This window comes from Lentzea sp. NBC_00516 (genome assembly GCF_036346835.1).
Taxonomy (GTDB): Bacteria; Actinomycetota; Actinomycetes; order Mycobacteriales; family Pseudonocardiaceae; genus Lentzea; species Lentzea sokolovensis.
Window position 1 is genome coordinate 3,782,609 of record NZ_CP107840.1, and the last position, 22,615, is coordinate 3,805,223.

The window sequence follows — 22,615 nt, forward strand, 5'->3', positions numbered from 1 at the left end:
TCACTTCTCCAGAACGGTGGTGTCACCCGGCCGGTGGTCGCGCGACCGGCGCAGGTCCGCGAAGGCGAAGGTCCGCTGCAGCCAGCGGTCCGCGCCGTCGTAGCGGGGCACGAACTCCGAACGCCCGTGCAGCGTCACGCGGTTGTCGACGACGGCGAGGTCGCCGGGACGCAGCCGGACGCCGGTGTAGCGCTGCCGGATCGCCGTGCGCAGGTCGGCCAGCGCCGCGGCGGCCTCGTCGCTCAGCGGCCGGGTGGCCGCCTCGTCGAGGCACAGGTCCGGATCGGCGGGGTCACCGGTCAGCACGGCGTGCAGCGCGCCTTCCCCGTCGCCGCCGAACGACGGCGGGGCGACGGTGACGAAGTCCGGCTTCGCCAGCGCCGCACGAGAGGCGGCACTCAGCTCGTCCAGTGCGGCGCGGACGCAGAACGTGCGCAGTTCGGCCACTCCGTCGTGGTCCGCGCGCAGGCACAACAGCAGCACGTAGTCCGGCCGATGCAGATGGAAAGCGTTTTCCGTGTGGAAGGTCAGCTCGACCGATCCGGTGTTGCCCTGCACCTGTTCCTCACCGGGCACCGGAACGACGTTCTGCACCAGGGCACCGGACTTCTCGGCGGCGAACGCGGCCGGGTCACCGAGGCCGTGCGCGACCAGGGCCAGCACGGCGGCGCCGACGGTGGGCGTGTGCTGCACGGATCCCTTCACCATCGGGGTCGCGGGCACGTCACCGACCGGCAGCCCGGTGAGGACGAGTCTGCCCTCGGGTCCGGAGTGCCGGCGGAAGTCGCTGACCACGCGGCGCAGTGCGGCCGGGGTGTCCTGCCACCCCCGGCGTGCCCGCGCCACCCAGGCCGGGTCGTCGACCCGGTCGCCGCGGGCTGCGAGGGTGCGGGCGACCCCGTCGAGCACAGCGAGGTCGCCCGCACCGAGCAGCTGTTCCTCGGTGATCATTCGCCCATCGCCTCGATCAGGCTCTTGGGGCGCAGGTCGGTCCACTCGCGCTCGACGTGCTCCAGGCACGCGGTGCGGCTGTCCGGGCCGAACGCGACCTGCCAGCCGTCCGGCACGCCGGCGAACTCGGGCCACAGCGAGTGCTGGCCCTCGTCGTTCACCAGCACGAGGAACACGCCGTCGGGGTTGTCGAAGGGGTTGGTCACGGGTTCGTCCTCTCGGTGAGGCGGGCGAGCAGCCCGCCGATCTCGGTAGCGGCCTGCTCGTCGAGCAGCCCGTCATGGGTGGCGTCGACCGGGTGCACGTCGATGTGCCCGGTCACGTGGGGGCGCCACAGCTCGGGTGAGCGCGGCGTTTCGCCGTCGGCGAGGCGGGTGGCCCGGCAGAACACGACGTCGCCCGCGTAGACCCGCGGCACGTGCCGGGCCGCGATGGCGTCGTTGTTGACGAACACCGCCTTGGCCGCTCGAAGCGTGCGCGGATCGGCCAGTTCGCCGGGCACCCGCACACCGTCGAGCAGCTCGGCCTCGGAGCTCGGTGCCGCGGCCGGGTCGCGGGGATAGCAGTCGAGCAGGGCCAGCAGGACGACCTCCGCACCGGACTCCTTCAGCTGCACCGCCATCTCCTGCGCCACGTGCCCACCGAACGACCAGCCGACGAGCCGGTACGGACCGTCGGGCTGCACGGTGCGAATCCGCTCGACATAGCGGGCGGCCATCTCCGCGATGCTGCCGGGCAGCCGGCCGGTGCCGTCGAGCCCGTCCGCCTGCAGCCCGTGCAGGCCGAACGCGCCGGGCCTGCCGAGGCGGGTGTAGGGCCAGCTCAGGCCGCCGAGTGGGTGCACGCAGAACAGCGTCGGGTCGCCTTCGCGCAGTTTCACCAGCGGTGCCAACGGGTCCGGCGCGTCGTGCAGCCTGGTCGCGAGGCCTGCCACGGTCGGCGACTCGAACACCGTGCGCAGGGTGAGCGCGCCTCCGAGCTCGTCCCGGATGCGGGCCACCAGGCGAGCGGCGGTGAGCGAATGCCCGCCCAGTGCGAAGAAGTCGTCCTCCGGACCGATCTCCGGCAGGCCCAGCAGCCGGGCCACCAACGCGCACAACGCCCGTTCGGTGTCGTTCGCCGGCGCGCGGCCTTCGGCAGTCCACTGTGGAACGGTCAGGGCCGTGCGGTCGATCTTGCCACTCGTCGTGCGCGGGAACTCGGTGAGCACCACGACGGCGGACGGCACGAGATGGGCAGGCAGCCTGGTGGCGAGATCGTGCCGTAGCCGCACGGGATCGGCGGTGCCGGTGACGTAACCGACGAGCTGGTCGTCCCACAGGACGACCAGCGCCTGCTCGACATCGGGTGCCGCGACCAGCGCGGCCTCGATCTCCCCGGGCTCCACCCGCACGCCGCGCAGGTTGAGCTGGTGGTCGGTACGGCCCACGAAGTGCAGCCGGCCTGCTCGGTCCCAGCGGGCGAGGTCGCCCGTGCGGTACATCCGGGTACCCGAACCGAACGGGTCGGCGACGAACCGTTCCGCCGTGAGCGCCGAGTCACCCGCATACCCGCGCGCAAGCGGTACACCGGTCACGTACAGCTCGCCCGTCACGCCGGGCGGTACCGGGCACAAGCGCTCATCGAGCACGTGCACGCCGGTGTTGTCGATCGGGGTACCGATCGGCACGAGTGGCCGGTCCCCAGGCCCGCTGTCCCAGACGGTCACGTCGCAGGTGACCTCGGTGGCGCCGTACTTGTTGTGGTGCGGCAGGCCGATCCGGTCGTGCAGGTCGCGGGTGAGCGGCTCACCACCGACGAAGATCCGCTTCAGCTCGGGAAGCTCGCCCAGTGCCAGCACGGTTTCCAGCATCGACGGGACGAAGTGGACGGTGTTCACGCCGTGTCGCTTCATCAGATCGACGAGGTACGCCGGATCGCGGTGCCCGCCCGGTGCCGCGACGACGGTGGTCGCCCCTGCCTGCAGCGGCCAGAACAGCTCCCACACCGAAACCGTGAACACCGCGGGCGACTTGTGCAGCACCCGGTCACCCGGTTCGAGCCGGTACGTGCGTTGCAGCCACGTCAGGTGGTTGACCACGGACGCGTGCGACACCACCACGCCCTTCGGTCTGCCGGTGGAGCCGGAGGTGAACAGCACGTACGCCGCGTTGTCCGGGCGGACCCGAACGCCGGGATCGTTGTCCGGGAAAGCCTCGCCTGCCACGACGGTGTCCGGGGTGATCACAATGGACGCTCCGGCGTCGGCGAGCATCGCCTCGGTGCGTTCAGCAGGGGCGTCGAGGTCGACCGGCGTGTAGGCGGCGCCGGTCTTGATCACCGCGTGGGCCGCGACGATCAGGTCCGCCGACCGCGGCACGGCCAGTGCGACGACCTGCTCCGGTCCGGCGCCTTCCGCGATGAGCAGGTGCGCCAACCGGTTCGCGCGGCGGTTCAGCTCCGCATAGGTCAGCTCATCGGAGTCGGTGACCACCGCGAGCGCGTCCGGGGTCTCCGCCACGGCCCGGGCGAACAGGTCGGCCAACGTCGCTTCCGGCAGTTCGGCCGCGGTGTCGTTCCGCACGAGCTCGCCTGGGAGCAGCACGTCGAGGTCGCTGATCGCGGCGTTCGGGCGGGTGGCCGCCTGGTCGAGCAGCCGGACGAGGCGCTCGGCGAGCAGCGCGACCGTCTCGCGGTCGAAGAGCCCTGCCGGATACTGGATCTCACCGGCCAGCCCGCCTCCCGGACGCTCGGTGAGACCGAAGGACAGGTCGAACCGGGCGGACGGCAGGCTCACCTCGACGGCTTCACCGCCGACTGCCTCGCCGGTACCGACCCGGTAGGACAGCATCACCTGGAACAGCGGGTGCCTGCCGGCCGAACGTGGCGGGTTGAGGACCTCGACGAGCCGTTCGAACGGCGTGTCCTGGTGCTCGTAGGCGTCCAGCGCGGTGTTCCGCACCCGGCCGAGCAGCTCGGTGAACGTCGGGTCGCCGTCCGTGCGCGTCCGCAGCACCAGCGTGTTGAGGAAGCATCCGACCAGGTCGTCGAGCGCGGCGTCGGACCGCCCGTGGACCGGCACGCCGATCGGCAGGTCGCTGCCGGCTCCCATCCTGGTCAGCAGCGCGGCGAGACCCGCGAGCACGACCATGAACGTGGTGACGTCACCGTTGATCGCGGCCAGCCGCGTGTGCAGCTCCTGGCTGATCTCCAGCGGCACGACCCCAGCGCCCGCGACGAGTGCGGACCGCGGCCGGTCGGCAGGCAGGTTCAGCTCTTCCGGCAGGTCGGCCAGCACCCGCGCCCAGTGCTGCTCGTCGTGCGGCAGCTGCCGTTGCCACAGCGCGAAGTCCGCGTACTGCACCGGAAGCGGCGCCCATCGGGGCCGCTCGCCCGCCAGCCGGGCGCGATATGCGCTCATGAGGTCGCGGGCCAGCGGCACCATCGACTCGCCATCACCGGCGATGTGGTGGAGCAGCAGAAGCAGCACCACCTCGTCACCGTCGTGGAACACCCAGGCGCGGAAGGGAGGCTCGGCGGCGAGGTCGAACGTGTACGCCGCGGCGGAGGCGAGTGCCCTGTCGTTCCACGGCGCCTCGTCCAGCCGGGGCGCGGTGCCCGCGGCGAGCACGATCTGTTCGTCGTCGCGGAACACGGTGCGGAGCACCTCGTGCCGGTCGGCCACATCGGTCAGCGCCGTGCGCATCGCCGGGACGTCCAGGTCTCGCAACCTCAGTGCCACCGGCATGTTGTACGCCGCGGACGGGCCTTCCAGCCGGTGCAGGAACCAGAACCGCTCCTGGGTGTACGACATCGGCAGCCGTGCGGGTCGTTCCCCCGCCACCAGCGCGGGGCGGGTGATCCCGGTGAGCCGGGGTGCGAGCCGTGCGGGCGTGCGCGCCTCGAACACGTCCCGCACTGTCAGGTCCACGCCCAGCCTGCTCCGGACGCCGTTGACGAGCTTGGGCACCAGCATCGAATGCCCGCCGAGTGCGAAGAAATCGTCGTCCCGGCCGGCCGAGCCCAGGTGCAGCACCTCGGCGAACACCGCGCACAGCACGGCTTCCGCGTTGTTGCGGGGTTCCGCGCCACGCCGGATCTCGGCACCGGGAGCGGGCAGCGCCGACCGGTCGATCTTGCCGCTCGCCGTCAACGGCAGTGCGTCGAGAACCACGATCCGTTGCGGCACCATGTGTTCTGGCAGCATCGTGGCGACCTCGTCGCGCACGCCGTCCGCGTCGATCGCGACCACGTACCCGATCAGCAGTTCGTCTCGCACCGCCACGGCGGCCGCCGACACACCCGCGCAGGCCGTGAGCACGGCCTCGACCTCACCGAGCTCGACCCGCATGCCGCGGACCTTGATCTGGTCGTCGGTGCGGCCGACGTACTCCAGGACGCCGTTGCGCCAGCGGGCCAGGTCACCGGTGCGGTACATCCGGGTGCCGGAACCGAACGGGTCCGCCACGAACCGCGCCGAGGTCTCCTGTGGCCGCCGGTGATAGCCACGGGCAAGTCCCGCGCCGGCGAGGTACAGCTCACCGGTGACGCCGTCCGGCATTGGCCTCAGGTTCTGGTCCAGCACGTACGCGGCGACGTTGCCGATCGGCCGCCCGATCACCGGCTTCGGGTGCTCGGCCAGCCAGGCCGTCACAGCTTCCACAGTGGACTCTGTCGGCCCGTACGTGTTGATCGCACTGATCTGCCGTTCGCGCAACAAGCGCCACAGGTCCGGATCGACGGCCTCACCACCGAGCACGAGCAGGCTGGGGGTGAAGGGCCCGGTCGCCAGCAGCAACCGGGCGTACGACGGAGTGGTGTCGACGGCGTCGATGCCGTGCCGGGCGAAGTAGGAGAGCAACGCCTCGGGGTCGCGCCGCACGTCGTCGCCGACCACGTGGAGTTCGTGCCCGGTGAGCATCCACAGGATCGGGTCCCAGAACGCGTCGAACGTCAGCGGCGCCACCAGCGCGACCCGGCACCGCTCCCGCGGGAGCAGGTCCGCGTTGTGCACCTCGAAGAGGTTCACGATCGACCGGTGCTCGACGGCGACCCCCTTGGGAGTGCCGGTGGAGCCGGAGGTGTGCAGGACGTAGGCCAGATCGCCCGGTCCCGGCGCCACGGGCTCAGCCTGCGGACCGTCCAGCAGCGAGTCCAGCACGAACGTCGCGTCGTCCAGCAACAGCCGCACCCGTGCCTCGGGCGCGGTCGCGTCGACCGGCAGGTAGGCGGCTCCCGCCGCCATCACACCGAACATCGCCACGACGGCCGCCGCCGATCGGGGCAGTGGCACCGCGACCACGTCGCCGCGGCCGATCCCCCGCCCGGCGAGCACCCGGGCCAGCCGGGTGGCGCGCTCGTGCAGCTGGGCGAAGGTGAGGGTCTCGCCGGCCACGACCGCGATCTCGTCCGGCGTTCGGATCGCCTGTGCCCGCAGCAGGTCCGGCAGCGTCCTGGTCACCGGAGCCGGGATCACCGCGGCCGGCCGCGGCACCAGGTCGGCGAGTCGTACTGGCCGTTGCGGCGCGGCCAGCACCGCGGTCAGCACCACGGCGAAGCTCGCCGCGAGCCCTTCTGCCGTCTCCTGGTCGAACAATCCTGTGTCGAACTCGACGGCGCCGGTCACGCCGTCCGGACCGGGGACCAGGTCCACCGTCAGGTCGAACTTCGCGGCCCCCGTGCCGCCCGTGCTCAGCACGGCCATCCCGAGCTCGTCGAGCGGTACAGCGGGCGGCAGCACCGACAGCAGGACGCGGAACAGGGGCTCGCCACCGGGCGCGAGATCCGCGACGACCGCGTCGAACGGCACGTCGGCGTGGGCGAACGCGGCCAGGTCGGCCGTACGCACCCGGTTCAGCACGTCGCGGAACGACGGGTCGCCCGCGAGTTCCGTGCGCAGCGCGACCGTGTTCACGAAGTAGCCGACCAGTTCCTCCAGCCGCTGGTCCGGCCGGCCGGACACCGGAGTGCCGATCACGACGTCGTCACCGGCGCCGAGCCGCTGCAGCAGCACCGCGAGCGCCGCGTGCAGCACGGTGAACTCCGTGCAGCCGTGCTCCCGCGCGAACTCCGTGACCGGCGGCAGCGTCACCGGGACGCGGGCAGCCACGCCGTTGCGCAACGGACGATCCGCCGGCAGGTGCTGCGCGGGCAGGTCGTTGAGCGTGTGGCGGAAGAACTCGAGTCCCTCCTCGGCACCGGGCAGTTGTCGCTGCCACAGCGCGAAGTCCGCGTACTGCACGGGCAGCGGGGCCAGCGCGGGCGCCGTCACGTCCGTGCGCGCCTGGTAGGCCGTGCGGAGGTCACGTGCGAGTGGCCCGAACGACCAGTCGTCACCAGCGATGTGGTGCAGCATCAGCACGAGCACGCGCTCGTCACCGTTGCGGAACACCGTCGCACGCAACGGTGTTTCCCGCGTCAGGTCGAAACCGCGGGCGACCTCGGCGCGGACCGCCTCGGTGATGTCGTCGATCCGCACGGTCTCGACGTCCAACGCCACCGGGCGGACCAGCTGGTACGGCTCGCCGTCGGCCTCGGGGAACAGCGTGCGCAGCACCTCGTGCCGCGTCACGACGTCGACGAGCGCCCACTTCAGCGCGCCGAGGTCGACCTCGCCGGAGAGCCGCAGCACCACAGGCATCGAGTACCTGTCGGAGTGCGGATCCAGCCGGTTGAGCAGCCACAGGCCGCGCTGGGCCGGGGCGAGCGGGATGCGGTCCGGCCGGGGCAGCGACCCCAGTTCGGGCCGCTTCGCGCGCACCTCGCCGTCCGTCGCCGCGGCCAGCAGGGCGGGGGTCGGCGCGATGAACAGCTTCGTGACGCCGATGTCGCCGCCGAGGCGGGCGCGGACTCGGTTGACGACCTGCGCGGCCAGCAGCGAATGCCCGCCGAGCGCGAAGAAGTCGTCGTCCACGCCCACGTGCCCCACGTCGAGCACCTCGGCGAAGATCTCGCACACGATCCGTTCGGCCTCGCTGACCTCGGTGCGACCCGAGGCCTGGCGCGGCTCCGGCAGGTGGGACCGGTCGAGCTTCCCGTTGGCGTTCAACGGAATCTCGTCGAGCTCGACGAACGCCGACGGCACCAGGTGCGCGGGCAGTTCCGCCGCCAGCGCGGCGCGCAGCTCACCGGGACGCAGTGACCTGGTGGGCACGACGTAGGCGACCAGCCGTCCGTCGCGCACCACCACGGCCGCCTGCCTCACACCATCCACTTCGGACAGTGCGGCTTCGGCCTCGCCCGGCTCCACCCGGAACCCGAGGATCTTCACCTGGTCGTCGACGCGGCCCGCGTACTCGAGCCGGCCGTGCGCCCAGCGCGCCCGGTCGCCGACGCGGTACATCCGCGTGCCTGCCAAATGATCCAACTCCGTGAAGGGGTCCGCGACGAACCGTTCCGCTGTGAGCCCCGGCTGGTCGCGGTAACCGCGCGCGATACCGGCGCCGGCCAGGTAGAGCTCGCCCCACACGCCTTCCGGCACGGGCCGCAGCCAGGCATCGAGGACGTAGACCCGCGCGTTGCCGATGGGCGTGCCGATCGGGACCGGGCCGTCGATCTCCCCGACCTCGAAGACGACGCATCCCACGGTCGCCTCGGTGGGGCCGTACTCGTTGATCACGAGCGCGTCCGGGTTGCGTTCCCGCCAGCGCCGCACCACGTCACCGTCGAGCGCCTCGCCGCCGATGACCAGGTTGCGAGCACGCGGCAGGTCCATGAGCCGCAGGTGGCTGGGCGTGACCTTGAGCAGGTCGGTGTCGCGGTCGAGCGCGCCGAACCGCACCCGCCCACCGGTGACGAGCGGCGTGAACAGCGTGGTCACCGGCATGTCGAACGCGACCGAGGAGTGGATCACCGCCTCGCCGGACGCGGCCGGGTAGAGCCGGACCGCCTCGTGCAGGTACGCGGCGAGCGACCCGTGCTCGACCACGACCCCCTTCGGCTGCCCGGTCGAACCGGACGTGTGGATCACGTACGCCGCCGACCTCGGGTGCACCCGCACGCCAAGCCGTTCCGGCGAGTACGCGTCCAGGCCTTCGAACGTGGCGGGCGTGATCACCGTGTGCGCACCGGCGGTCATCTTGTCGATGCGCGCCAACGGGTACGAGTCGTCGACCGGCAAGTACGCGGCTCCCGACTTCAACACCGCAAGCAGTGCCACCATCAGGTCCACCGACCGCGGCAGCACCACTGCGACCAGGTCGCCGCGGCCGAGCTTGCGCGCCAACCGGTTCGCTCGCGCGTCCAGCTCGGCGTAGGTCAGCGCGACCGTGTCGTCGAGCACCGCGATCGCGTCGGGCGTGCGGTCGGCCTGCGCCTCGAACAGTTCGGGCAGCAGCGCTTCGGGGAGTTCCCGCACGGTGGCGTTGCGCGTCACCACCAGGTCCTCGTGCTCGGCCGCGGTGAGCAGCGGCAGGTCCGCGATGCGCGTGCGCGGATCGGTGACGGCCGCGTCGAGCAGCAACAGGAACCGCGCGGTGAGCGCCTCGACGGTGGCGCGGTCGAACAGGTCGGTCGCGAACTGCACCGAACCGGTTCCGCCTGGCCGCATCGCCACGAGCAGGTCGAACTTCGCCTGTCCGCCACCGGCTTCCAGCAGCTCGGTGGTGAGGCCGGGCAGTTCCGGCGCGCCGCTGTCGTGGTCCATCGACAGCATCACCTGGAACAGCGGGTGCCGCGCCGCCGAACGCACCGGATTGACCGCCTGCACCAGCCGGTCGAACGGCACGTCCGCGTAGGTGTAGGCGGCGACGTTCGCGCCCCGCACCCGCACCAGCAGTTCGGCGAACGACGGGTTGCCCGACAGGTCCGTGCGCAGCGGCACGGTGTTGGTGAACAGGCCCACCAGGTCCTCGAACACCGTCTCGCGACGGGCGTCGACCGGCGCACCGAGCACGACGTCCTCACCCGCGCCGAGCCGGCCGAGCAGCACCGCGAGCGCCGCCTGCAACACCATGAACTCGCTGATGCCGTAGCGGCACAACGTGGGCAGCGCCGCACGCGTACTCGCCGGCAGCTCGAACGGCACCGCGTCGCCGCGGAAGGACTGCGCGGGTGGCCGTGGCCGGTCGGTGGGCAGCTCGATCTCCTCCGGTGCCCCGGCGAGCACCGAGGTCCAGTGCGCCAGCGCCTCGTCCTGCCCGTCCTGGTGGCGCAGGGCGTAGTCGGCGTACTGCGCGGGCAGCTCAGTCCACTGTGGAGCCGGACCCGAACGCCTTGCCACGTAGGCGGTCCGCAGGTCGCGGGCCAATGGCAGCATCGAGCCGCCGTCGCCCGCGATGTGGTGCAGGGTGACGAGCAGGATGTGCTCGTCACCACCGCCGGCCAGCACCGCGCGGATCGGGATCTCCGCGTCGAGCGCGAACGGCCGTTCGGCGTGCCCGTCGAGGCGGTCGGCCACCTCGAACGGGACCTCGACGTCGTCGAGCACGACCTGCTCCGGTCCTTCGGGATCGATGATCGTGCGCAGGACGTCGTGGCGGGCGAGGACGTCGCCGAACGCGGCGCGCAGAGCGGCGACGTCCAGCTCACCGCGCAGCCGCAGGGCGATCGGGATGGTGTAGGTCGCCGACGGGCCTTCCAGCTCGTACAGGAACCACATCCGGCGTTGGGCGGCGGACAACGGTGCGCGCCGCACCCGTTGCGACACCACGACTTCCACCGTCACCGGCTCCCCCACCAGTTCGCTGAGCGCGGCCACCGTGGGCTGCTCGAACACGTCCTTGATCGACACGTCGACCCCGAGCTCGTCGCGCAGCCGGTTCACGAGCCGTGCCGCGAGCAGCGAATGCCCGCCCAGCGCGAAGAAGTCGTCATGCGGCCCGACCTCGGCCACGCCCAGCACGTCGGCGAACGCGGCGGCGACCTGTCCGTCCGCCACCGGACCGGCGGCGACGTGGGCCGGTGCCGGCAACGCGGTCCTGTCGATCTTCCCGTTCGGCGTGCGCGGCAGCACGTCGAGCGCGACGAAAGCGGTGGGCACCAAGTACTCCGGCAGCGTCAGCTCGGCGGCCGCACGCACCTCGTCCACGGTCTGCCCCGGCCGCAGCACGACGTAGCCGACCAGGCTGCCGTCACGTACCACCGCGGCGGCCTCGTGGGTGTCGGCGGACAGCGCCGCCTCGACCTCGCCCAGCTCGATCCGGAAGCCGCGGATCTTGACCTGGTCGTCGACGCGGCCCGCGAACTCCAGCAGGCCGTCCCGCGTCCACCTCGCCAGGTCACCCGTGCGGTACATGCGCGAGCCCGCCGGTCCGAACGGGTCGGCGACGAACCGCCCGGCGGTGAGCCCCGGCCGCCCCTGGTAGCCGCGCGCCACCAGCGCGCCGCTGACGTACAACTCCCCCACGACGCCGATCGGCACCGGCCGCAACCGGGCGTCCAGCACGTGCACCTGGGTGTTCCACGCGGGCCGGCCGATCGTGATGACGCCGGACGGCACCGGATCGCCCGGTGCGATGCGGAAAACGGTGCAGCCGACCGTGGTCTCGGTCGGCCCGTACTCGTTGAGCACGGTCGCCTCCGGGTTGCGGGCGCGCCACGCGTCGAGCGCATCGCCGAGCAGCGACTCACCGCCGAGCACCAGCTCGCGGGACGGCGAGAACTCCGGTGGCACGGCGGCCAGCAACGCGAGATGGCTCGGCGTCGCCTTGACGTAGGCGGGTTTGCGGGCGGTGCCCTGCGGTCCGCTCGCCGTCCACCCCACCAGCTCCACCAGGCCGCCGGAGAGCAGCGGGCCGTAGATGCCGGTGACGGTGAGGTCGAACGAGATCGGCGAGTGCACCAACGCGTGCTCGCGCAGGCCGGCGTACTCGTCGAGCACCCAGGCCAGATAGGCGATCACCGAACGGTGCTGCACCACCACGGCCTTCGGCGTGCCGGTCGAGCCGGACGTGAAGATCGCGTACGCGGCGTTGTCCTCCCGTGGCCCCTCGGCGACCGGCGAGCTCGGCTCACCCGCGGCGTCTTCCGGCAGCACGGCGGGACAGCCCGGCTGGGCCAGCTCGCGCGTCGTCACCACGGCGACCGGGGCGATGTCGCGCAGCATGAACGCGAGCCGCTCGGCCGGCTGCGCCGGGTCGAGCGGGAGGTAGGCGGCACCGGTCTTGAGCACCGCCAGCACCGTGACCACGACCTGTTCGGACACCGGCAGCAGCACGCCGACGAACCGTTCGGGTCCGGCACCGAGACCGGCGAGGTGGTGGGCCAGGCGGTTGGCCGCGGCGTCCAGCTCGGCGTAGGTCAGGGTGGTGGCGCCGAAGGCGACGGCGGGCGCGTGCGGCGTGCGGGCGACCTGCGCCTCGAACAACGACACCAGCGTGCCGGACGGCAGTTCGTGGGCGGTGTCGTTCCATTCGGCAAGCAGCCGGTGTTCCCCGGCGCGCAGCGAGCTGATCGGCTGCTGCGGAGCGGCGACGACGGCGGCCAGCACCTCCTGGAACGCCGCGACGATCCGCTCGGCGGTCGCGCGGTCGAACAGGTCGGTCGCGAACTCGAGCGCTCCGCGCACACCGCCGGACGGCTGCTCGGACAGGAAGAACGAGAGGTCGAACTTCGCCGCGGGCAGCCTGAGCGGCAACGGCTCCGCGGCCGTGCCCGGCAGGTCGAGTGTCACGGTCTGGTCGGCGTTGTTCCAGTTCAGGTCGACCTGGAACAACGGGTGCCGCGCGGTCGAGCGGCGTGGGTTCACCGTCTCGACCACGAGCTCGAACGGCACGTCCTGGTGCGCGTAGGCCGCCAGGTCCGCGGCCCGCACCCGTGCCAGCACGTCGGTGAACGCCGGGTCGCCGGACAGGTCGGTGCGCAGCACGACGTTGTTGACGAAGAACCCGACGAGGTCGTGCAGCGCCTCGTCCTGCCTGCCCGTGACCGGGGAGCCGACGACCACGTCCTCACCGGCACCGAGCCGGTGCAGCAACGCCGCGATCGCCGCGTGCGCCGCCATGAACGGGGTGACGTGGTGCGAGCGCGCGAGATCGATCAGTCCACTGTGGACTTCGGCGGCGATGTCGAACCGCACGGTGTCGCCGCGGTACGAGGCGGTGGCCGGGCGCGGCCGGTCGTACGGCAGCGGCATCTCCTCCGGCAGCCCGGCGAGCGCCTCCCTCCAGAACGACACGTCGGGCGTTTCCCGTTGCCACACCGCGAAATCCGCGTACTGCACCGGCAACGGCCGCCAATCTGGTCGCTCGCCACGGGTCCGCGCGGTGTACGCGGCCGTCAGGTCCGCCGCGAGCGGGGCCATCGACGCGCCGTCACCGGCGATGTGGTGCAGGACGATCAGCAGCACGTGTTCGCCGGCGCCGGCCACGAAGAGCACGGCACGCACCGGCGCCTCGGCGGCCAGGTCGAACGGCGCGGCCACGACCTCGGTTACCAGGTCGTCGACGGCCGAGTCCACGGCCACCACCCGCAGCGCCGGCATCTCGGGCAGCAGCACCTGGTGCGGGCCGAGAGCGTCCTCGGCGAACACGGTGCGCAGCACCTCGTGCCGCTGTCCGACGTCCGCCAGCGCGGCCGACAGCGCCGCCACGTCAAGCTCTCCGCGCAACCGCACCGCGACCGGCAGGTTGTAGGTCGCGGACGGTCCTTCCATCCGGTGCAGGAACCACAGGCGTTCCTGCGAGTGCGACACCGGCACCCGCTCGCCGCGTGCCACCGGCACGACCCCGGCCCGCCGGACGGAGGCGGAGGCGAGCTTCGGGGCGAGCGCCGCCACCGTGGTGGCCTCGAACAGGACGGCCAGCTCGATCTCCCGGCCGAAGACGGACCTGATGCGACCGGCCAGCCTCGCCACGAGCAGCGAGTGGCCGCCGAGCGCGAAGAAGTCGTCGTCGATGGACACCCCGGCAACGCCGAGGACGTCGGCGAAGAGTCCACAAAGGATCTCCTCGTCCGGCGTGCGCGGTGCCCGGCCTTCGGTGGCCGTGAACTCCGGCATCGGCAACGCCTTGCGGTCCAGCTTGCCGTTCGGCGTGAGCGGCCAGGCGTCCAGCTCGACGAACCACGCCGGGACCATGTACTCGGGCAGCCGCACGGCCAGCCGCTCGCGCAGGTCGTCGTGGTCGACCGACCCGGAGGTGAGCAGATAGCCGACGAGGCGCTGATCGTGCACCGCCGCGGCGGCACGGGCGACCGCCGGGTGCGCGGTCATGGCGGCCTCGACCTCGCCCAGTTCCACCCGGAACCCGCGCAGCTTCACCTGGTCGTCCGCCCGGCCGAGGTACTCCAGTTCGCCGGAAGCCGTCCAGCGCACCACGTCACCGGTCCGGTACAGCCGCTGCCCCGCCGTGAACGGGCTGGCGACGAACCGTTGCGCGGTCAGCGCTGGACGTTCGAGGTAGCCGCGCGCGAGCTGTACCCCGCCGAGGTACAGCTCGCCGGGCACACCGGGCGCGACGGGCCGCAGCCGGCGATCCAGCACGTGCACGGACGTGTTCGCGACCGGGCCACCGATCAGGACCACGTCGGCGTCCGGCTCCGCGGCCCAGCTCGTGACGTCCACCGCGGCTTCGGTCGGCCCGTACAGGTTGAACACCGGCACGCCGGGGAGCAGCCGCGCACACTCGCGCACCACGGTGGCGGGCAGTTCCTCGCCGCTGCACACGATGCGCCGCAGCCGCCCCGCCCGCGTCAGGTCGGGCGCGGTGAGGAACGCGGCCAGCATGGACGGCACGAAGTGCACCGTCGTGATGTCCGCGGCGTCGATCAGGCCGGCGAGGTAGCCGGGGTCGCGGTGGCCGTCGGGGCGGGCGACGACCAGCGTGCCGCCGAAGGCCAGCGTCCAGAAGACCTCCCAGACCGACACGTCGAAGCTGATAGGTGTCTTGTGCAGCACGGCCTCGCCCGGCGCGAGGGGGAAGGCCTGGTACATCCACCACAGCCGGTTGGACAGGCCCGCGCAGGTGTTGACCGTGCCTTTGGGCCTGCCGGTCGATCCGGAGGTGTAGATGACGTAGGCGGCGTTGTCACCGCTGAACGCCACGTCCAGGTTGTCCGGCGACTCGTCCTCGGCGTGCACACCGACCCGTTCGAACCCCTCGGCGTCCACATCGGACACCAGCACTGCCGCGCCGGAGTCGGCCAGCAGATAGGCGATGCGGTCGGCGGGGTACCCGGCGTCGATGGGCACGTAGGCGGCACCGGCCTTGAGCACGGCCCACAGCGCCACGATCAGGTCGACCGAGCGCGGCAGCATGACCGCCACCCGCGACTCCGGTCCGACACCCCGCCCGCGCAGGGCCCTGGCGAGCCTGTTCACCCGCGTGTTGAACTCGCCGTAGGTGACCCGCTCACCCTCGAAGACGACGGCGAGCGCCGCCGGGTCCTGGGCCTCCAGCCGCTCGACGATCCAGCGTGGGTCGGCCGGCGCCCGGGTGTCGTTCCACCGGTGCAGCACCAGCTCGCGCTCCGCCTCGTCCAGAACGTCCACTTCGGACAGAGGCTGGGTGGCGTCGGCCGCGACCGCGGTCAGCACCTTCGTGAACCGCCTCGCGAAGCTCTCCGCCGTGGCGCGGTCGTAGAGGTCGGTGGCGTACTCCAGCGTGCACAGCAGACCGCCCTCCTCCGTGAGCTGGCAGTCGAAGTGCACGTCGAACTTGGCCGTGCCTTTGTGCACCGGGTCCACCGTGACGGCGACCCCTGGCAGGTCGACCCGCACCTCGGTCAGGTCCAGCCAGGCGAGCATCACCTGGAAGAACGGGTGCCGCGCGCGGGACCGCTCCGGACGCAGCTCCTCCACCAGCCGCTCGAACGAGACCTCACGGTGGGCGAAGGCACCCAGCCCGGTCTCGCGGACCCGGCCGAGCAGGTCCTCGAAGGACGGGTCGCCCGAGGTGTCGATCCGGTAGACCAGCGTGTTGATGAACACGCCGACGACGTCGTCCAGCGCCGAGTCCGGCCGGTCGGCGATCACGCCGCCGAGCGGGATGTCCTCCCCCGCGCCGAGCTTGGTCAGCAGGGTGGCCAGCGCGGCCTGCAGCACCATGAACGGCGTCGTGCGGGTGCGGCCCGCGAGGTCGAGCAACCGCCGGTACAGCTCCGGCGGCACGGGGAAGTCGAGGTGCGCGCCCCGGTGGGTGGCCGCCGGTGGCCGTGGCCGGTCGGCGGGGAAGGTGACCTCCTGAGGCAGCCCGGCCAGCGTCCGGGCCCAGTACTCGACCTGACGCGGCAGGTCCGCCGCCACGACGTCGCGCTGCCACACAGCGAAGTCGGCGTTCTGGACCGCCAGTGGCGCCCACGTCGGTTTCTCGCCTCGCGCCCGCGCCCGGTAAGCCGCGGAAAGGTCCTCCGCGATCGGCCGCAACGACACGCCATCGGCCGCGATGTGCTGGATCACGACCAGCAGCACGTGCTCGTCGGGGCCGAGCACGTACAGGGTGACCCGCACCGGCAGCTCGGTGGCCAGGTCGAAGGTGTACGCCGCCGCGGCGGCGAGGTCCGGCTCCGGATCGCACACCACCGACATCGTCAACTCGGTGTCAGCGGGCAGCACGACCTGGTGTGGACCGTGCTCGTCCTGCGGGTAGACGGTGCGCAGCGCCTCGTGCCGACCGATCAGGTCAGCCAGCGCGGCCTCCAGTGCGGCCACGTCGAGCGGGCCGGAGAGCCTGATCGCGCCTGGGATGTTGTAGGTGCCGGAGGCTCCCTGCAGCTGTTGCAGGAACCACATGCTCTCCTGAGCGAAGGACAACGGCACCCGCTCCGGCCGGTCGCCACCGGTGATCTCGGCACGCCGGGGGCGGGCGTCACCGAGCAGGCCCGCGAGACCGGCCACGGTAGGTGCCGCGAACACCTCGCGCAGCGACAACTCGAGACCGAACTCGTCGCGCACCCGGTGCACCAGCCGGATCATCATGATCGACGTGCCGCCGAGCGCGAAGAACTCGTCGTCGATCGAGATCTCGTCCACACCCAGCACGTCGGCCGCGATCTGGCCGAGCTTCTCCTCGGCCTCCGTGCGCGGTGCCCGTCCGGCAGAGGTCCGTGGCGCGATCTCGGCTGTTTCCTCGGTGAACACCTCCGGTGCGGGGAGCGGATGACCGAACCCGGTCGACGCGGTGGTGAGCAGCTCGGCGAACAGCTCCGCCACCGACTCGGCCCGGTCCCTGTCGAGCACACCGGTCTGGTAGGCGAGCCGGACCCGCAGTGCCGCCTCGGGGAAGACCGACACCGTGACCGGGTAGTGGGAACGTTCGGTCAGCTCGGCGTCGGCCAGTACCAGCTCGCCGGCACCGAACTCGTCGCCCATCGGGTAGTTCTCGACCGCGAGGACCGTGTCGAACAGGGCGTCCAGCCCGGTCGCGCGGGTGATGTCGGCGAGCCCGAGGTGCTGGTGCGCCCGCAGCTCGTCCTCGGTGTGCCGCAGCCGCGCCATCACGTCGGCGAACGAGTCGCCCGCGGCGAGGCGGACCCTGACCGGCAGCGTGTTGACGAACAGACCGATCATCGACTCGACACCGGGCAGCTCGCCCGGCCTGCCGGACGTCGTCGAACCGAAGACGACGTCGTCACGGCCGGTGCACACGCGCAACGCCACGGCCCACAGGCTCTGCACGATGGTGCCCAGCGTGACGCCGTGCTCGACACCGGTCCGCACCAGCGCCTCGGTCACGTCCCGCGGCAGCACGACCTCGACGTGGTCGTGTCCTGTCACCGCACGGTCCTGCGGCGCGACCCTCGTCGGACCGGCGAGCCCGGCGAGTGCGGACCGCCACGCGGCGAGCGACGAGTTCCTGTCCTGCTCGGCGAGCCAGGCCAGGTAGTCCCGGTACGGCGCGACGGGAGCCGGCTCCTCGCCGTGGTAGAGCGTGACGAGTTCACGCACCACCAACGGCAACGACCACCCGTCGAGCAGAAGATGGTGGTGCGTCAGCACGAGGTAGTCGCCGATCGCGGTGAAGCGCAGCAGCGGCGGCCGCACGACGCTGAAGCCCCGCGCCCGGTCGGCCGGCAGGAACGCGTCGAGGTCGTCGCGCTCGTCCCACGGCACGGTGACCGCGGCGGGAATCGCCTGCACCGGCGCGCCGGTGGACCGGCTGCGGAACCCGGCCCGCAGGTTGGGGTGCCTGCGCAGCAGCTCACCCGCGGCGGCGCGCATCCGGGCGCGGTCGAAGCCGCCGTCGAAGCGCAGCACGAGCTGGCCGACGTACGGGTCCTCCGCCTCGTACAGGGCCAGGAACAGCAGGCCTTCCTGCAACGGCGAGAGCGGCAGCACGTCCTCGATCCCGCGCAGCCGGTCCAGCTCCTGCTGTCCGATGTGGACCAGCGGGACGTCGGACGGTGTGAGCCCACCGGAGGTGTCCTGCGCGAGCTCGGCCAGTGCCGCGCACCACTCGTTGGCGAGGTGACGCACGGAGTCCTCGGTGAGCAGGCCGCCGGGGAACGTCCACTCCGCCACCAGCACACCGTCGCGGACGTGGGCGTTGATCTCCAGGCTGTAGGCGCACGGCAGCTCGGGGTCGGTCAGCAACCGCACGTCGCCGTCGAACTCCCAGCCGCCCAGCGCCGCCGGTTCCAGCCGGCCGAGGTAGTTGAACGCGATCCGCGCCGACCCGGTGACCCGGTGCCGGACCAGGTCGAATCGGCGTCCGGCCACGGCGACCCGGCGCAGGTCCTCCTTGGCGGTCTTGAGCGGGTGCCCGCCCTGCTCCAACCGGACCGGGTGAGTGCGGGTGAACCAGCCGACGGTCGAGGACAGGTCGAAGTCGAAGCCGTCACGGCCGTGCGACTCCCGTTGCACCACAACGGGTCCGTCGCCCCGGTGCCGGCGCACGGCCTGGGCCAGCGCGGCGAGCAGCACGTCGTCCGGCGTGGCGCGGTAGGCGGCGGGCAGCGTCGTCAGCACGGTCTCGGTCAGCTCGCGGGAGACGCTGGCCGTGACGGTGCGGGCCGTGCCACGCAGGTCGACGGCCGGGTCCAGCTCACGGGTGGCGAGCGGGCGATCTCCGGCGAGGATGTCCTGCCAGAACTCGACCTTCCCGTCAGCAGGCCGGGTGTCGAGGTGCCGGGCCCAGTGCCGCATCGACGTCGTGCGCGTGGACAGCACGGCGATACGGTTCTCCTGGGCGGCGGCGAGCGCCTCCGCCAGGTCTGGCAGCAGGATCCGCCACGAGACGCCGTCGACCACGAAGTGGTGCAGCACCAGCAGAAGGCGGCTCTGCTCGTCGTCGAAAACCGCCCGCACGACGACGCCACCCTCGACCGAGAGCGCGCGTTGTGCCTGGTCGAGCTGGGCCTTCAGGTCGGTGCTGTCCGCACGGACGACGCAGTCCTGCGCGCGTACCGCCCCGGTGGGCTGGATCTCGTTGCCGCGCAACCGAAGCGCGTCGTGGTGGTCGAGCACGGCCTGCAGCGCGGCCACGAAATCCTCGAACCGCGTGCCCGGACGCGTGCGCAGCGGCACGGCCTGGGCGTATCCGTCGACCGGGCCGCCCAGCGCGGTCAGCCGCCGCATCAGCGGCGTGGCTGGGAACTCCCCGACCGGCTCGTCAGTGGGCGCGGACTCGGTCACGACCTCGGCGATCGCGGCCAGCTTGGCCACCGACCGCTGGTCGAACACGTCGTTCGCCCCCACCTGGAGACCCCGGCCGCGAGCGCGGCTGGCGAGCTGGATGGCGGTGATGCTGTCGGCGCCCAACGCGAACAGGTCGTCGTCGACGCCGAGGTCGTGCCGTTGCAGCAGGTCCGCGGCAAGCGCGCGCAGCACTTCCTCGGTGCCGGTCACCGTGTCCGACTTGGGGACGCGGCCGGTCGCGACGGGCTCGGGCAGCGCGGCGCGGTCGACCTTGCCGTTCGGGGTCACCGGGATCGCCGCCAGGGTCAACACGACCTGCGGCACCATGAACGCGGGCAGTCGTTCGGAAAGCCACTTCCGTGGATCGGTTCGCGGCGCACCGGTGACGTAGCCGACGAGCCGCCGGCCACGCAGCTCGACCACCGCCTGCTCGACGCCGGGCGCGTTGGTCAGCACGGTCTCGATCTCGCCCAGTTCGACGCGCTGGCCGTTGACCTTCACCTGGTGGTCGGTGCGGCCGACGAACTCCAGCAGCCCGTCCGGCCGGCGCCGGACGATGTCGCCGGTGCGGTACATCCGGGTTCCCGGCGGGCCGTACGGATCGGCGACGAACCGTTGCGAGGTCAGCGCCTGCCGGTCCAGGTAACCGCGGGCCAGCTGCGGTCCCGCGAGGTAGAGCTCACCGGTCAGCGCCGGGCGCAACGCCGAGTCCAGCACGTACGCCCGCGTGTTGTGCGTCGGCGTACCGATCGGGATGACGTCCTGCTGCTCGCACGCCCACGACGCCGCGGTGACCGAGCACTCGGTGGGGCCGTAGGAGTTGTGCAGCTGGGCGGCGCACTCACGGGCGAACCTCGCCACCAGACCGGCAGGCAACACCTCGCCACCGCACCTGACTATCCGCAACGACGGCGTGTGCGTGTACTCGTCGAGGAACGGCCCGAGCATGGACGGCACGAAGTAGATGACCGTGACCTGCTCCTCGCGGACCAGCCGCGCCAGGTAGGCCGGGTCGCGGTGACCATCGGGACGGGCCACCACCAGCGTGGCGCCGCGCGTGAGGGTCCAGAAGACCTCCCACACCGACACGTCGAACCCGATGGGCGTCTTGTGCGCCACCCGGTCGGCGGGCGTGAGGACGTACTCGTCCTGCATCCACGACAGCGTGTTCGCGATGCCCTGGTGGGTGATGACCGTCCCCTTGGGACGGCCGGTCGAGCCGGAGGTGTAGATCAGGTAGGCGGCGTTGCCGCCGCGCACCACGACGTCCGGGGCGCTGTCGGGCTCGCCCTCGCCCAGCTCCACGACGTTGTCCGAGCTGATCACGAAGGCGGCACCGGAATCGGCGAGCACGAACGAGATCCGGTCGGCCGGGTAACCGGTGTCGACCGGCACGTACGCCGCTCCGGCCTTGAGCACCGCCCACAGCGCGACGATCAGGTCGATCGAGCGGGGCAGCAGCACCGCTACCCGTGACTCGACGCCGATCCCCCTGCGCCGCAGGGCATGCGCCATCCGGCTGGAGCGGGCCTCCAGCTCACGGTAGGTGATCCGCTCTCCCCCGAACGCCACCGCCTCCGCGTCCGGGTCCTGCGCCCGCAGCAGCTCGACCAGGCCGCGCGGTTCGATCGCGTGCGCGTTCTCGTTCCAGTGAGCGAAGTCCTCTGGGTCGACGAGGTGGACCGCGCCGACCCGCGTCTCGGATCGCGAGGCAGCGGCGAGCATCTTCAGGTACTGCTCACCGTGCGCCGCAACGCTTTCCTGCGTGAACCGGTCGGCGTTGGCCCGCAGCAGCACCTGGAGGCCGTCGCCGGCCAGCGGATCACCGAACACGTTGAGCGAGAGGTCGCGCACCGGACCGGACGACAGCTGGTGCACGGTCGCCTCGACCGTGCCGAACCGTAGACCGGCCGCGGCGAAGGACAGCACGTTGACCGCGGGGCCGAGCGCCTCGCCGCCCAGTTCGCGGCGGAGATCGGCGGCGGGGAAGCGCTGGTGCCGCGCTGCCCTGCCGAGGCGCGCGGCGACCTGGGTGACGAGATCGGCGAACGTGGTGGCGGGCGTGACGGTCAGCCGCAGCGGCACCTCGTTGACGAGCATCGACGGCGTCGCCAGGGCGACCGGACCGAGCCGTCCGGCCATGAGGACTCGTAGTACGAAGTCCTGTGCTCCGGTGACGCGGTGGGTGTAGGCGGCCATCGCCGCGATCACGGTCAAAGGCCAGCGCGGTCCGGTCAGGTCGTGCACGTCGGCGGTCCACGCCGGCAGGCTCAGCCCCAGCGCGGTGCCGGTGGCGCCGAACACGACCGGTTCCGGCAGCTCGGCGAACTCGCCGGTCCAGTACTCGCGATCCCGCTCGCGGCGGGCCGATGCGCGATAAGTGTCCTCTTCGGACAGAGCGGCGGCGAGTGACCCGAACTCGCAGTCGGCCGGCCGTTGCCCGGCCACGAGCGCGGTGTAGACCTCCGCGATGCGCCGGCAGTGCAGCACCTGGCCGTAGGCGTCGAGCAGGATGTGGTGGTAGCGCAGGTAGAACCGGTGCCGGTCGGGCGAGATTCGCAGCAGCACGTGCTGGAACAGTTCTCCGTCGAGCGGGAGCACCTCGGCCTGGCGCGCCTCGATCCACGCGTCCGCCGCGGCCGTGCCGACGACGAGCAATCCGCCCGTAATCGTGTCGTCGACGACCTGCCGCACCGGATCACCCTGGTCAACCTGGTCACCGACGAACCGCACGCGCACCGCGTCGGTCTCGGCCACGGCCTGCCGGACGGCGGCGTCGAGCAGGTCGGCGTCCACCGGTCCGGCGAGGTCGAAGCTGACGCCGCAGGTGAACAGCGGGTCGGCGGGGTTGAGCTGCTGGGCGGTCCAGACGGCGAGCTGCGCCGCGCTGAGCGGCAATGTCCCTGGCAGCGTGGTCACGACGCCTTCTCCTCGATCATCGTGGTCAGCGCGGTGGTCAGCGCGTCGATGCTGGGGTGGTCCCAGGTGAGCGCCGGGTCCAGCTCGAGCCCGAACTCGTCCTCGATGTCGGTCGACACGGCGAGGGCGGTGAGCGAGTCGAGCCCGTACTCGGTGAGCGGCTGGGCGGTGTCGATCCCGGCGGCGTCGCGGCGGAGGTAGGTGGCGACGCGCTCGGTCAGCCAGGTACGGACGTCTTGCGGCATGACGGTTTTC

General features: G+C 72.0%; 4 protein-coding genes. All 4 read right to left on the minus strand.

The window, feature by feature from the left end; genetic code table 11:
* The 4 genes from OG205_RS16715 to OG205_RS16730 are packed head-to-tail and all read right to left on the minus strand — an operon-like array spanning position 1 to position 22,605.
* Entirely contained in the window at positions 1–951 is a 951-nt protein-coding gene (locus OG205_RS16715) for a TauD/TfdA family dioxygenase (RefSeq protein WP_330277170.1), read from the minus strand.
* Entirely contained in the window at positions 948–1,157 is a 210-nt protein-coding gene (locus OG205_RS16720; protein WP_330277171.1) for an MbtH family protein, read from the minus strand. The genes OG205_RS16715 and OG205_RS16720 overlap by 4 nt, the downstream gene beginning before the upstream one ends.
* Positions 1,154–22,360, minus strand: coding sequence for a non-ribosomal peptide synthase/polyketide synthase (locus OG205_RS16725; RefSeq protein WP_330277172.1), 21,207 nt, complete (start codon positions 22,358–22,360; stop codon positions 1,154–1,156). The genes OG205_RS16720 and OG205_RS16725 overlap by 4 nt, the downstream gene beginning before the upstream one ends.
* A complete protein-coding gene (locus tag OG205_RS16730) occupies positions 22,357–22,605 on the minus strand; it encodes an acyl carrier protein (RefSeq protein WP_330277173.1) in 249 nt (82 codons plus the stop codon). Before OG205_RS16730 ends, OG205_RS16725 begins: the two co-directional genes overlap by 4 nt.
* Positions 22,606–22,615 lie beyond the last annotated feature (10 nt).